The organism is Flavobacterium sp. CSZ, assembly GCF_015350725.1.
GTDB lineage: Bacteria > Bacteroidota > Bacteroidia > Flavobacteriales > Flavobacteriaceae > Flavobacterium.
Map to the genome: position 1 here is coordinate 17,915 of NZ_JADKPQ010000003.1, position 14,252 is coordinate 32,166.

A 14,252-nucleotide genomic window follows, 5' to 3' on the forward strand; every position below is an offset into this window, starting at 1 on the left:
TAGCCAAATCTCTTTTTGAATTTCTATTAATAAAGACTTTATTTTTTTAAATCAAATTTACCATCTTTCTCACAGTAAATCTCATGTGAACTTGATTCGTATTTTTTATAGCATGAATCAACTGTTTTTTCTACTAAAATAAAAACATTATTATATTTAATAAATTTCAATTCTAATCCTTTATCTGTCGTAATAGTTGTTTTGTCATCAACTACAACAAAATCAACTTCTGCATTATCTTTATAAACCCATACTTTTGCTTGCGTAGGATTATTTGATTGCATAATGCTACCTTCGGAAAGATTAGAAAAACGATCAGTTTTCATTTTTCCAGTAAGTGTTTTTCCGTTTTGAGATACACTTCCGTTTAAATAAATATAATAAGCAGAATCGAATGTTGGGTTTGCAACTTTAGCAGAAAAACTCTTTTGGTTTACCGCCATCAAACTTGTAATGTTTGCTGTAGCTTCGTCTGGCCACATACTCATCATACCTGCTCCTTGTTTGGCAGTTTCAAGGTATTCTAAAGCTTTGTCAAAATTAAAAAGAAAGAGTTGTGTTAAAGATAGGTTAAGGTAAATTACTTTATTGTAATCTTTTGGTTTTAGTTTTTTGTACTCTTTACCAACATAACCCAAATAGAATTTCTCAAGATCAGTAAGGTAAGATTGATCTAAAGAATTACTTGCAATTTTGTTTAAAAAATCATCGGTTTTAGTATTAAATTCCATAAGTTCAGGAAACTCTTCGGCCTTTTCAAACAATCCGTAGTTGAAAGAAAATTCTTTTTCAGTTGCCAGGATATTATTGTCTGCAAGATATTTGTATCCAATATTATTCAAATCACTAGCAAGGCTTTGATATGGTTTTCCGTTTACGTAAGTACCAGAATACATTTTAGCATTAGCACCTTTTTCGTAAATGATTTCATTATTTTTTCCTAAAATCAAATATTTAAAATCACCATCTAAAAGGTAAGTACCATTATCTGCTTTTTTATAAGTAGCTCCTCTGTATCCCATTAAAACTCGAACGTCAGGATTTGCAACGTCTTTTTTAGAGTAATCTTCAATGCTGTTTTTTACAACATTGTTCTCATAAGTCTGGGTGTTTTTATCAATATAAGTTGCATTCCACGAATCATCTCCTTGAATTATAATGTTATAAGTCTTAATATTCTTGAAAAAATCCGACTTTGGAATTGTAATCTTGACTTTTTTCTTGTTCGTATCTGCTTTTTGGGCATAAGAAGTACTGCCAATTACAGTTAGCAATAACAATAAAGTAATTTTTCTCATAGGTATATTTTTGCCAAATATAGTGATATAGCGATCAAAAAAGTTAGTAAAAACAGATGTTTTAATTGAAAAAAAACAATTGCTTAATACATATTTTTGTTTAGAATTTGGGCTGTGCTTGTAGTTCGTTGATTGGTTTTATGATTCTAATAACTTAGAGCCTAAGCATCTGAGTAACTTAGCAGCTTTCCCTACGGCCAATACATTCGAACATTATAATTCCAATAAATTTTACTGGAGATATAAGTAGGCTGAAATTCCGGTATTGGCATGTTATTTTCGTCGTACAATTGAACCCTGATAATCTTTTCGTTGGTATCATCTTTTAGGTCAATGTTTCCTTCGGCATCGTCAATGAGTTCCTTTTTTTTTAAATACAGATTGGGCTTCTCGATAATAAATACTACTCCCGATTCATTTTTAGATTCTCCTTCTCCGGCCAGTTTTCCATTAACATCAAAAGTTTGAATTTTTTCTAAATAATCATTTTTGTAATAGAAAAGCTGATAAGCAATTCCGCCGTGCTGTATTTGTAGTTTGTGATGCTTTAAACGAAAACGCAATACCTGCTTTTTTGCATTGGTAAATTCTACCGGACCATTTCCCGTTGCGTCAATATGTTTGTTTAAAATTCTGGCGGGTTTCGAAAACTGTTGTATTTTATTAATTAGGACTTGAAAATTATCAGCTTGTGCGGATACCGAAATGCATTGCAGGAAACTAAAACAGATAAAAAATACTTGTATTAGTTTTCGGTTTGTGTTGATGCTACTAATTGTATTCACCGTTGATGTTTTTGCGGTTTATTTGTTTGATTCCGGTTTTAGTAAAAGAATAAGTCGATTCTTCCTGCCAGCTCCATGTTTTTTGTTTGTCCAGATCTTCACCAACGGCACTGTAAAGAATTTTAATAGTGTCATTGGTAGTTAGCATTTTAACTTCAATAAAATGATCCTGAATTTTTGCCGAAGATTCTGTTTTATTACAATATTGCAATCTCTCCAAAACCTTTGTATCCTCTTTAAACCATTTTCTTAAGAAAGACAAATGCATGTCAGAGCACTGATATCCCAAATGGAGTGCCCAAAGAAATCTACATTTTAAATTACTTCCGTCGGCTTTTTTTACGCCATCCCAATTACATTCACTGCTAACATCCGTTGCGATATAACCTAACGCAGCGCGCTGTTGATCTGTTAGTGTCTTAATATAATTAGTATTGAGCTGAACAATACCATTGCTTTCAAGCCACAATATTTTGATATAAATATCCTGACTTGCATTTTCTGCAGAGGATTTATTTGCTGATGTAGAGCTTGTTGCATTGGTTTGAGAAAATACTGAAGTAGAAATAGTGAAAAGAAATAATAGCGTAAATAGGCGAATAGTCATAATCGAAAATGAGAAAATTTGTTCCTGATAAAGATACTGTATCTAATATTGTTTTTTCAATAAAAAAAGGCAGAAATCTTTTTAAAGAATCTGCCTTAATTTATATGCAATTATTTTTTCAGTAAATCAATTTCTTCTTTTGTTGCTTTCACAAAAACAGTCATTCCGCTGTATTTCCAGGTGCCCTTTTTTTCAGCAACGACAAATAAGGTTGCTTTTCCTTTAGGTCCTTTTATCGGGATTTGTAAATTACAATTTCCGCTATCGTTGTTTGTGGTGTTTATGCTTCCGGAAGTCATTCCGTCATCTTCAATTGGAGTTCCCAGTTTTTCGATTACCAGTTTGTTCTTTTGTACTTCGGTCATAGCGCCTTTGTAAGCATCAGAATTGGTCATCATCGAGGTAACTCCAAAGAAAATACTGGCAATAAAAACTACAAAAATCAGCAAAATACTGACACACCCTGTTGGTACAAACCATTTCCAGTTTCTTTCCCACCAGCTTTTTCTAACTTCAACGTAATCGTCTTCCATAATAGATTTTTAGATTCGGGTTTAAAGTTAGAAAGATACTATTAATTAAGATTTAAATGCAAATGAATTTTAGACAGAAAAATAGAGCAGGTTATTATTTTGACGAAATTTATTTACTTCACACCAGCATAAGTATTGGTAAACAGACGACCTTCTTCAATTTCCATTAAAGTTTTACTCGGATCAACATAATCATCAGACATGATCGATGCCAATTGCAAATTTTTGATACCTTTTATTTTATTATCGTGAAGATCTATTTCACCAGATAAAATAAGTTTATTTTTTTCCTGCCAAAAAAAACGGGAACTCAGTTGAATGAATTCCCGATTGTATATTTAAAATTTACTAAAATTAATTTGCCGAAACAGCTCGTGTCGATAAGATATTAGTTAGTTCACTATCTTTTTCGTAAACATCCTGATAGAAACCAATTTCGCCATTTTCACTTACCAATGAAGTAAAATACGTAATATAAATAGGCACTTTTTTAGCTAATTTAAAACTGTTTTCTGTTTTACCTTCCATCGCTTTATCAATTTTGGCGGGAGTCCATTCAGGATAATCTTTAAGCATGGCAGCCGCTAATTCTTTTGCCATTTTTACGTTGATACAACCGTGGCTGAAAGTTCTTTTTTCAAAATCGAACAAAGTTTTAGATGGTGTATCGTGCATATAGATATCATCCGGATTAGGGAACATAAATTTTACCAATCCCAGAGAGTTATCCGGCCCTGGTTTTTGTCTTACCTGACCATTTACTATTTCCATATTTTTTTCGGCAAGATAATTTTTATTTGCAGCTATTTTACCTTGCAGCTCATTTTTTACAATACTTTGCGGTACTGTCCAGTAAGGGCTAAAAACGATTCGGTCAATTTCGCCGTTAAAAATCGTTGTTTTAGTCAATGGCGCACCAACAAATACACTCGAGGTCAGTTGTACTTTTCCGTTTTTTACATAAATCAATTCATACGAAGGAACGTTTACTAAAACATACTCATCGCTCGCGGCAATCTGAGCCGAAATAGCGCGGCATCTTTCCATATTAAGTTTTAATGTTTCCATTTTATCAGAGAGCGGCACATTCATTTCTTTAATATGCTCTTCGGCAAGAATATAGTTAGGTTTAAAACCATTACGAACTTTATATTTCATTACCGCATCCATCAATTCGCGATCGTAAATGTTGCTTTTAGAATCCGTTTTTAAATCCCCTAATAAATACAATCTCGTTCTAACTTGTGCAATAGTGTTCGAAACAGCATCCGGGCGTAAATCTTTATAAGGTGTCTCTTCCGGAACGATAGGTTTCCAATTATTTGTTCGTTCTAATTTTTTATATTTTTTTAGAACATCCTGCAATTTGTAATATTGATCATATTCTACTTTTACATCTGCAGTGGTGGTCGATGCATTTGCTTCTTCGATAGTGCTGTAGTTTAAAAAATCTTTCAGCATCGCATCATAAGATATTTTTTTCTTAGCATCAGAATTGCTTTTTTTAGCATAAGCAATATACAAAGAGCTTATAAGCATGTCAGCATCTGTTTTAGCAATTTTTGTTGATGATGTAGAAAAAAGGTCATCAATTTCTTTTTGATAAGGAATAACCAGATCATTTGTTTTTTTTGCTTTTTGGTAAAGTACAGACCCAAATTCATTGATGTTATCTTCGTCAAACCAAATAGTTCCTAAAGTTCTGTTTTTATATAATGACATGACATCAGATTTATATTTTTTTAAATCAGAATATCTTTTAAAGAAATCATTTGAAAGTTCTTCTACATTATCAGAACCTGAATTAGTGTAAAGAGTTGCACTAGATGCAGTTTTTTTATAGGATAGAATGTCGTTTTCTACTGTATTAAAAGAAGATACAAAGAAACTTAAACTTAAAATTACGGTGAATGGGAATAATGTTTTCATTTTTTAAATTTTTACGTTTATTACTTGAGAATAAAAGTTTTTGGGTAAAAATTTGGGGCTTTTCTACCATGCTAAATTACTTTAGGTATCTGGAAAACAAGTTGTTGTATTTAAATTAAATTTTTCAAGATTACCATGTTCTTAACATTTCTATAAGACTTATATTGGATATATACGATAACGATTGAAATTGTTACCCCTGGTTTTGAAAAAAATATTATTTTTTTTGTTAACAAAAAGATATTACGATAACCAAATATTATAATATTTTGTAAATTGCTCCCTTAAAATTATCATATTCATAAAATGGAACAACAAATACCATATATTCCTAAAAATAAAGTAAGAATTGTTACTGCAGCATCTCTTTTTGACGGACACGATGCGGCAATCAATATAATGCGTCGTATTATTCAGTCAACCGGAGTTGAGGTGATTCACTTGGGTCACGATCGTAGTGTCGAGGAAGTGGTGAATACCGCTATTCAGGAAGATGCAAATGCGATTGCTATGACATCATATCAAGGAGGGCATAATGAATACTTTAAATATATGTATGACTTGCTCCATGAAAAAGGAGCGGGACATATCAAAATTTTTGGAGGCGGAGGCGGAGTAATCCTGCCAAGCGAAATTTCAGAATTACACGAATATGGTATTACCAGAATTTATTCTCCAGATGATGGTCGTTCTTTGGGCTTACAGGGAATGATCAACGATTTGGTAGAACGTTCTGATTATCCTATTGGAGACAAACTAAACGGAGAAATCGATCATATCGAAAATAAAATTCCAACTGCAATTGCACGATTAATTTCGGCAGCTGAGAATTTCCCCGAAATTGCAAAACCGGTTTTTGACCAGATACATACTAATAATACCAATTCTATAATTCCGGTTCTGGGAATTACAGGAACAGGTGGAGCCGGAAAATCATCTTTGGTTGATGAATTGGTTCGTCGTTTTTTAATTGACTTTCCAGAGAAAACAATCGGATTAATTTCTGTCGATCCTTCGAAACGTAAAACCGGAGGAGCTTTATTAGGAGACAGAATCCGTATGAATGCTATTAATAATCCTCGCGTTTATATGCGTTCTTTGGCAACACGCCAGTCAAATTTGGCTTTGTCTAAATATGTAGCCGAAGCGATTCAGGTTTTAAAAGCGGCAAAATATGATTTGATTATTCTGGAAACTTCGGGAATCGGGCAATCAGATACCGAGATTATGGATCATTCTGATGTTTCTTTATATGTAATGACGCCCGAGTTTGGTGCCGCAACACAATTAGAGAAAATCGACATGCTTGATTTTGCTGATCTGGTAGCATTGAATAAGTTTGACAAAAGAGGCGCTCTTGATGCCATTCGAGATGTGAAGAAACAATACCAGCGCAACCATAATTTATGGGATAAAAATCCGGACGAAATGCCAGTTTTTGGAACCATTGCTTCGCAGTTCAATGATCCGGGAATGAACACGCTGTATAAAGCGATAATGGATAAAATTGTCGAAAAAACAGATTCAGAATTGCATTCGACCTTTGAAATCACGCGCGAAATGAGCGAGAAAATCTTCGTGATTCCTCCACACAGAACCCGTTATTTATCTGAAATTGCAGAGAACAACAGATCCTATGACGAAATTGCGCTTTCGCAGCAAAAAGTAGCTCAGAAACTATACGGGATCTTTAAAACCATAGAATCGGTTTCAGGTAAAATCCCGCAAATTAATAAAGCAGGAATCGATGATTCAACTGTTTTACCAAGCGGAATTCAGGAGCATGACGAAAATAGAATATTTCTTAATCTTTTACTGAATCAGTTTGATAAAGTAAAAATGGATTTAGATCCGTACAATTGGGAAATTATCCTGAATTGGGACGAGAAAGTAAACAAATACAAAAATCCGGTATATACCTTTAAAGTTCGTGATAAAGAAATTAAAATCGCGACCCATACCGAGAGTTTATCACACATACAAATCCCGAAAATAGCGTTGCCTAAATACGAAGCCTGGGGTGATATCCTGCGTTGGAATTTACAGGAAAATGTTCCGGGTGAATTTCCGTTTGCTTCAGGATTGTATCCGTTCAAGCGTGAAGGCGAAGATCCGTCAAGAATGTTTGCAGGCGAGGGCGGACCGGAAAGAACAAACAAACGTTTTCATTATGTGAGTGCAGGATTGCCGGCAAAACGACTTTCGACCGCTTTTGATAGTGTGACGTTGTACGGAAACGATCCTGATATTCGTCCGGATATTTACGGAAAAATCGGAAATGCCGGAGTTTCGATCTGTTGTCTGGATGATGCCAAAAAACTGTATTCGGGTTTCGATCTGGTTCATGCCTTAACATCTGTAAGTATGACCATCAACGGGCCAGCGCCAATGCTGTTAGGTTTCTTTATGAATGCGGCGATCGATCAGCAATGCGAATATTACATCAAAGCAAATGATCTTGAAAAAGAAGTTGAAGCTAAAATCAACAAAATATACAAAGACAAAGGTCTTGAACGCCCAAAATACCAAGGCGATTTACCAGAAGGAAACAATGGTTTAGGATTAATGCTTTTGGGTGTTACCGGAGATCAGGTTTTGCCTCAGGAAGTCTATAATGATATAAAAGCCAAAACTTTATCGCAGGTTCGTGGTACGGTTCAGGCCGATATTCTAAAAGAAGATCAGGCGCAAAATACCTGTATTTTCTCTACCGAATTTGCCTTGAGATTAATGGGCGACGTTCAGGAATATTTTATTACCAAAAACGTTCGTAATTTTTATTCGGTTTCGATTTCAGGCTATCATATTGCCGAGGCAGGAGCGAACCCCATTACGCAATTGGCCTTTACGCTTTCGAATGGTTTTACTTACGTGGAGTATTATTTGAGCCGCGGCATGAACATCAACGATTTCGGACCAAACTTATCGTTCTTTTTCTCAAACGGAGTAGATCCTGAATATTCGGTTATTGGTCGTGTGGCACGTAAAATTTGGGCGAAAGCCATGAAAAACAAATACGGGGCCAACGAAAGAGCACAGATGCTGAAATATCATATTCAGACTTCGGGACGTTCGTTGCACGCACAGGAAATTGATTTCAATGATATCAGAACCACTTTGCAGGCTTTGTATGCGATTTACGACAACTGTAATTCATTGCACACGAATGCATACGATGAAGCAATTACAACACCAACAGAAGAGTCTGTACGTCGTGCCATGGCCATTCAGTTGATTATTAATAAAGAATTAGGTCTGGCCAAAAACGAAAACCCAATTCAGGGATCGTTTATCATCGAAGAATTAACCGATTTGGTAGAAGCGGCCGTTCTACAAGAATTCGACCGAATCACAGAACGTGGTGGAGTTTTAGGTGCAATGGAAACCATGTATCAGCGTTCTAAAATTCAGGAAGAAAGTTTGTATTATGAAACCCTGAAACACAACGGAGATTTCCCAATTGTGGGTGTAAACACATTCCTGAGTTCAAAAGGTTCTCCAACGGTTATTCCGGCAGAAGTAATTCGTGCCACCGAAGAAGAAAAACAATATCAAATTACGATGCTGGATAACTTACACCAGTTTCACGAAGCAAAAGTAAACGAGCACTTAAACAAACTACAGGAAGCCGCCATTAAAAACGAAAACTTATTCGACCATTTAATGGAAGCTACAAAGGTTTGTTCTTTAGGTCAGATTACTTCAGCGTTGTTTGAGGTGGGCGGGCAGTATAGAAGGAATATGTAAAAATTTACAATTTATATTTATGGAAAACCTCTCAAGATATTGAGAGGTTTTTTTTGCTTTGTTTGTAAAATTTAAGTGCTTTACGTGTTTTCTCAATTTTAGAAAAGTTTGTTTGTATATATTAGCGTTTAAGTTTAATATTATTTTATAAAAGACATAAATCTTAAGTTATAATGAAAATTGTTCTAGAAAATACAGGGATTAAAACAGATACTTTTTATATACCGCCTTTTGTTTTGTATGAAGGTGAAGTAGTCGTTTTGTTTTTGTCTAAAGAGGACGATTATTATGATGCTGAGGTATTTCTAAGAGATGTTTTTTGCGGTAAAATTAAGCATGAAAATGTAATCTTGCATCGAAAGATGAGGTTTGTCGAGTATTTTAGAAGATCATATTTTAGGGATAACTTTTTCCCTTTGACAGTTGGAAGATATCTTAAGAAAAACGCAGATCTTAAAAGTCCTTTTTCTAATAGAATATTTGAAGATAAATGGATTACAAAAGAAACTAAAATAGAGAAGTTGGCAGGAACCCCAAGAAAGCTTTTGACTTTATATGCAGCTCTTTCAAAAACAAAAGATATAATATTTGACTTACCCGCACTGGATTGGGAGGGAATTGAGTTTGCTTTTAAGATGGTAAATAATGCAGTAAAAGAAGGAGGGTCAGCGATTTTGCTTGATGGTATTGAGAATATGAAAGAATATGCATCAAAGTATATTGAAGTAGAATGGAATGAAGATTATGTGCCACCACATAAGCATTTAGAATTTAAGCTAAGCCGTTAATAAAAACTTCCTGCTCGTGAACCCAAAACATATAAGCCTTTCTATATTTTACGTCTTACCGTTGCGTTAGATTTACTTTTTAGTTTTTCTATCAATGCATCGGCTTTTTCGTTTTGAGAAAGGGATCGCAATGATTCTGCGTAGCGATAATAATAGATGGGGTCTAAATCTGATGTCATAGCAAATAGTTCGCCGTACCATACTGCTGCTTTATCAAAATAACAATGTGTATAAGAGGAGTTTCCTAATTTTTGAAACAGGTCTACAGATTTGTATCCTTTTGCAGCAACATTTTCGTAAGTTTTAATTACGTCGACATAAGCATATTTGTCGCTTATTTTATCAGTAGTGTAAAATTCTTCAGTCTGGGCAGCAACCCGAAATGAAAAAACAGTCAATAATAGTAAAATAGCTGGTTTTTGTTGCATAGACATTTTTTTGAATGAATTTGAGAAATGCTTAATCCTTAAAACAATAAAAAAAATAAATTGTATTTGTTTTTATTGTAAAATTATGTAAGTCAATTGTATAACTCATAATTGTTTGTTTTATTATGGATGAAATCATTTTTTATAAAACAAAAAAAAGCATCAGCCACGGCCGATGCTTTTCAGTTTTTACGTAAAAAACAATTAACGACGGAAACCAGGACTTTCGTTTACTGATTCGTCAAGCTTAATAGTTTTTGATTTTTTAGCAGAAACAGCAATTTCGTGTTTCGCAACTTTACCATTTTCGTTTACTTCTAAAGTGTAAGTTCCGGCAGGAAATGCCTCTAAACTTAAAGTTTTCGAAATCTCTAATTTATCTGTAGCAGATGCTCCTGTGTACACTAAATTATGGTTTTCGTCGTAAATAGAAAATACTGATTTCTCAACGTTGTGCAAAGTAAAGCTAATTACTTTTCCGTTTCCGGTTTTTATATTCAAAATATAATCACCTTTTCCATCAATTGCGTAAGTAAAGATTGTTGTTAAAAATAAGGCAACAACTAAGCCCATTTTGGTAAAATTTGTCATGTTTTTTTTAAATTGTTAATTACTGTTTGTGGAACGCTCAAAACTACAAATTGAAATTTAATTTTATGCAAAAAAATCACTTTTTTATATGTGTAAATTGCTGAATTAAAGATGTTTCTGTGCTTTGACTGAACTATGTACGTAATTACTGGGCTTCTGGATGTTTTTAGTTCCTGTTTTTTAATCGTGTAAAAATCAAACTATTATATTTATTAAGAATAGTTTTCTAAAAATAAGCTCACGAAAATTTTCAGGTAAAAATTGGGCATAAAAAAACAGCCCAATAACCACAAAGAGCTGTTTAAAAAACGATTATTCGTCTTAAATTTTACTAACTATCTAACCTCACTTTTATACTTTTCAGTATAACTTCTTAACGTACTGCTACGTTTGTATTTTTAGCAGAAAAACCTGCTTTGTAAACTGATGAAATTGCTTTTTTTGATAATACAGTTGCATTATCAGTTATAGTAATTTCGTGTCTCACTTTTTTTACATTATCTTCAACTTCCAGGAAGTAAGTTCCGGCAGGAAATTCTTCCAAGCTAAAAGTTCTCAAAATTCCATCTTTACCCGAAGCGCTTTCAGAATAAATTAAAGTACCTTCTTTATCATAGATCGATAAATTGGCTTTTTTTACCTGATTAAGGGCAAACGTAATTACTTTTCCATTATTCTTTAATACGTGAAGATTAAAATCTTCATTTCCGTCAATTGCATAAGTACTCATTCCAGTAAAAAGTACCGCACATACTAAACTTAATTTTAAAATCTTTTTCATGGTATTTAGTTTTAAATTAATAGTTCTAATTCTCTGATGCTAAATTACTTAGGATGTAGGTGTTTTTTAACAACTCTATTTGCCAATTTCGATGCTGTATTCTCATTTACGAAACCGTTATAGGTTAAATTTTGAATTATTTTTATCGTTTTTGTTAATTAGGTTATTATTTTTTAATGTTTTGTTTAAATTGAGATAATATTGATTGGTCTGGTTTTCTTACAAAATTTTTATGGAGTAACGTTGAGAGGGTACGCGTATGACAAGGATTCGCTAAAGGGAAAACGCAGATTAAAGCGGATTTTTCATTTCCTCCCAATGTCCTCCCGAGGAACTAAGGATCTTCGCAAGAAACTAACACAAAGCATTTCTACAATCGCAAAGCTTTTTGAACTTTGTGTTTTAGCTTACTGTTATATAAAACTCTTAGTGCTCTTTGTGTTTAATTCTCATTTCAACATGGAGCAAGTTTTTTACCACAGAGAACACAAAGATTATATTTAAAGGGTTTTATAAAAAAAAAACACAAGGTTCACAAAGCTTTGTAAATGTAAAACTTGCGAACTCCTTTACGGTTAAACAAAAAAAACACAAACTTTGTGTCTTATTGCCTTTGTTGCAAATCCAAAAAAGTAGGGCACAAAAAAAACAGCTCAATAACCACAAAGAGCTGTTTCAAAACAATCATGTTTTTAACTTTACTAACTATCTAACCTCATTTTTATACTTTATGAGAAGTATAAACTTTTTTAGCGTACTGCTACGCTTGAATTTTGAGCAATTGTATTTGCTTTATATGATGACGAAACTGCTTTTGAAGATAATACAGATGTATCATCAGTAATTGTAATTTCGTGTCTTACTTTTTTAACGCTGTCTTCTACTTGTAAGAAGTAAGTTCCTGCTGGAAGTTCTTCTAAACTAAAAGTTCTTAAAATTCCTTCTTTGCCAAAAGCATTTTCAGAATAGATTAAAGTATTGTTTTTATCGTAAATACTAATACTTGCTTTTTTAACCTGGTTTAAAGCAAACGTAATTAGCTTTCCATTAGCCTTTAATACATGAAGGTTAAAATCAGCTGCACCATTATCATTTCCATCAATTGCATAAGTACTCATTCCTGTAAAAAGTACTGCGCACACTAAACTTAATTTTAATATCTTTTTCATAGCTCTTAGTTTTAAATTATTGCTTTAATTTTCTGATGCTAAATTACTCCGGTCATTGCTTTTTTTTCACAACTGTATTTTCCAATTTATGTGCTGTATTCTCATTTACGAAACCGTTATAGGTTAAATTTTGAATTATATTAGGTGTTTTTGTTAATTCGGCTATTATTTTTCAATTATTCAATAAAATTAACATTTCTATAAAAGTTCTAATATTCTTACAAATATCGCGTATCGGTATTAAATGGTAGTACTAAATACGATTTATGGAAAAAATCTACCAAAAAAATACGGATCATGAAAAAAATCCATCAAATGTAGTTGTTCGGGCATTTAACTTTTAATGATTATAATGCAAAATTCTCATTTACGAAACCGTTATAGGTTAATTTTTAAATTATATTAGGCATTTTTGTTAAATTTGCTATTATTTTTTAAAGAAATTATCATGAAGACAATTGCCCCAGCTCTTGAAGTGATATCAAACTCATACGGAAGTTCTTTTACCTACACAAAGCACGCCGAAAAGACCAATAGTAAAGCGCATTTATGGCATTATCATCCAGAAATCGAGTTGGTTTATATAAATGGTGGGGCGGGCAAAAGACAAATAGGAAGCCACGTTTCTTATTATACGAATGGTAGTTTGATACTTATAGGTGCTAATTTGCCACATTGTGGTTTTACGAATGAACAAACAGGAAACATTAATGAAACTGTTATTCATATAAAACCTGAGTTTTTAGGGAATGATTTTTTTGTTGCTCCCGAAATGAAAAAGATACAGAATCTTTTTAGTCAGGCAAAAGCCGGAATTGCTTTTGGCGGAGAAACTAAAAAAAGAATCGGTAAGAAAATCGAGATGATGGAACACCAGCTTCCGTTTGAACGTTTATTGACGCTCCTGAGTGTTTTAGACGAATTAGATTCTTCTGAAGAATATACTGTGCTTAATGCCGACGGATTTTCGTTAGAATTGCAAACACAGGACAATGATCGTATCAATGTTATCTTTAATTACGTAAAAGATCATTTTCAGGAATCTATCGCAATAGATGAGGTCTCAAGTCTGGTAAGTATGACAACGCCTTCGTTTTGCCGTTATTTTAAGAAGATTTCCAATAAAACCTTTACAGAATTCGTAAACGAATATCGTTTGGTTCATGCCTCAAAACTACTGGCCGAAAAACCAATAAGCATAAATGAAGTATGTTACGAAAGCGGCTTTAATAATTTTAGTCATTTTAGTAAATCTTTCAAACAATACACCGGTAAAAGCGCTTCGCAATACCGTCACGAACACAAAATTATTATTAGCTAATTCTATAGGAGGAAGCTTTAGATTTTTTGCCACGAATTTACAAATTAGCACGAAATAATATTTTTATTTTACTTAGAAAAAATTAGTGCCAATTTGTAGAATTCGTGGCAATTTTTTTTATTCTGTCTAGCTAAGCGTAGTTGAAGCTTTTTTTTGGAATTTGGAATTTAAAATTTGGATTTTTTTTTAATTTTTGATGTTGTTATAAAAATTATATTTACATGCTTGTTATCTTTAAATTATAACAATTCAAATAATGAATTATTTCCATCAAC

The 14,252-nt window shown here is 33.1% G+C and carries 12 protein-coding genes; 3 read left to right on the top strand and 9 right to left on the bottom strand.

The window, feature by feature from the left end:
• Positions 1-38: 38 nt before the first annotated feature.
• From IRZ78_RS04090 to IRZ78_RS04110, 5 genes are all read right to left on the bottom strand, one after another.
• Complete coding sequence (locus IRZ78_RS04090; RefSeq protein WP_194615305.1) at positions 39-1,298, bottom strand: hypothetical protein; 1,260 nt, start codon at positions 1,296-1,298, stop codon at positions 39-41.
• Positions 1,299-1,489: 191 nt separating this feature from the next.
• Complete coding sequence (locus tag IRZ78_RS04095; protein WP_347349812.1) at positions 1,490-2,083, bottom strand: hypothetical protein; 594 nt, start codon at positions 2,081-2,083, stop codon at positions 1,490-1,492.
• On the bottom strand, positions 2,070-2,690 hold the full coding sequence (locus IRZ78_RS04100) for a hypothetical protein (protein ID WP_194615306.1): 621 nt from the start codon (positions 2,688-2,690) through the stop codon (positions 2,070-2,072). Before IRZ78_RS04100 ends, IRZ78_RS04095 begins: the two co-directional genes overlap by 14 nt.
• A 110-nt stretch (positions 2,691-2,800) precedes the next feature.
• Complete coding sequence (locus tag IRZ78_RS04105) at positions 2,801-3,223, bottom strand: cytochrome c oxidase assembly factor Coa1 family protein (protein ID WP_194615307.1); 423 nt, start codon at positions 3,221-3,223, stop codon at positions 2,801-2,803.
• A 354-nt stretch (positions 3,224-3,577) separates the two neighbouring features.
• The gene (locus IRZ78_RS04110) at positions 3,578-5,152 is read right to left on the bottom strand and encodes a L,D-transpeptidase family protein (RefSeq protein WP_194615308.1); all 1,575 of its coding nucleotides are present in this window, start codon (positions 5,150-5,152) and stop codon (positions 3,578-3,580) included.
• 306 nt (positions 5,153-5,458) lie between these two features.
• On the opposite strand from IRZ78_RS04110, the gene IRZ78_RS04115 reads away from it, so the two are divergent.
• Complete coding sequence (locus IRZ78_RS04115) at positions 5,459-8,899, top strand: methylmalonyl-CoA mutase family protein (protein WP_194615309.1); 3,441 nt, start codon at positions 5,459-5,461, stop codon at positions 8,897-8,899.
• 173 nt (positions 8,900-9,072) lie between these two features.
• Positions 9,073-9,687 carry a hypothetical protein gene (locus IRZ78_RS04120; protein WP_194615310.1) on the top strand — a complete coding sequence of 205 codons (615 nt, stop codon included), beginning with the start codon at positions 9,073-9,075 and terminating at the stop codon, positions 9,685-9,687.
• A gap of 41 nt (positions 9,688-9,728) precedes the next feature.
• Here IRZ78_RS04120 and IRZ78_RS04125 read toward each other — a convergent pair whose 3' ends face one another.
• The 4 genes from IRZ78_RS04125 to IRZ78_RS04140 form a co-directional block, all read right to left on the bottom strand.
• Positions 9,729-10,115, bottom strand: coding sequence for a flagellar motor protein MotB (locus tag IRZ78_RS04125; protein ID WP_194615311.1), 387 nt, complete (start codon positions 10,113-10,115; stop codon positions 9,729-9,731).
• Between the two features lie 204 nt (positions 10,116-10,319).
• Entirely contained in the window at positions 10,320-10,706 is a 387-nt protein-coding gene (locus IRZ78_RS04130; RefSeq protein WP_194615312.1) for a secretion protein, read from the bottom strand.
• Between the two features lie 373 nt (positions 10,707-11,079).
• The gene (locus IRZ78_RS04135) at positions 11,080-11,487 is read right to left on the bottom strand and encodes a T9SS type A sorting domain-containing protein (RefSeq protein WP_194615313.1); all 408 of its coding nucleotides are present in this window, start codon (positions 11,485-11,487) and stop codon (positions 11,080-11,082) included.
• A gap of 749 nt (positions 11,488-12,236) precedes the next feature.
• Positions 12,237-12,656, bottom strand: coding sequence for a secretion protein (locus tag IRZ78_RS04140; protein ID WP_194615314.1), 420 nt, complete (start codon positions 12,654-12,656; stop codon positions 12,237-12,239).
• A gap of 448 nt (positions 12,657-13,104) precedes the next feature.
• Between IRZ78_RS04140 and IRZ78_RS04145 the strand changes: the two genes are divergently transcribed.
• Entirely contained in the window at positions 13,105-13,977 is an 873-nt protein-coding gene (locus tag IRZ78_RS04145) for an AraC family transcriptional regulator (RefSeq protein ID WP_194615315.1), read from the top strand.
• Positions 13,978-14,252: the final 275 nt, after the last annotated feature.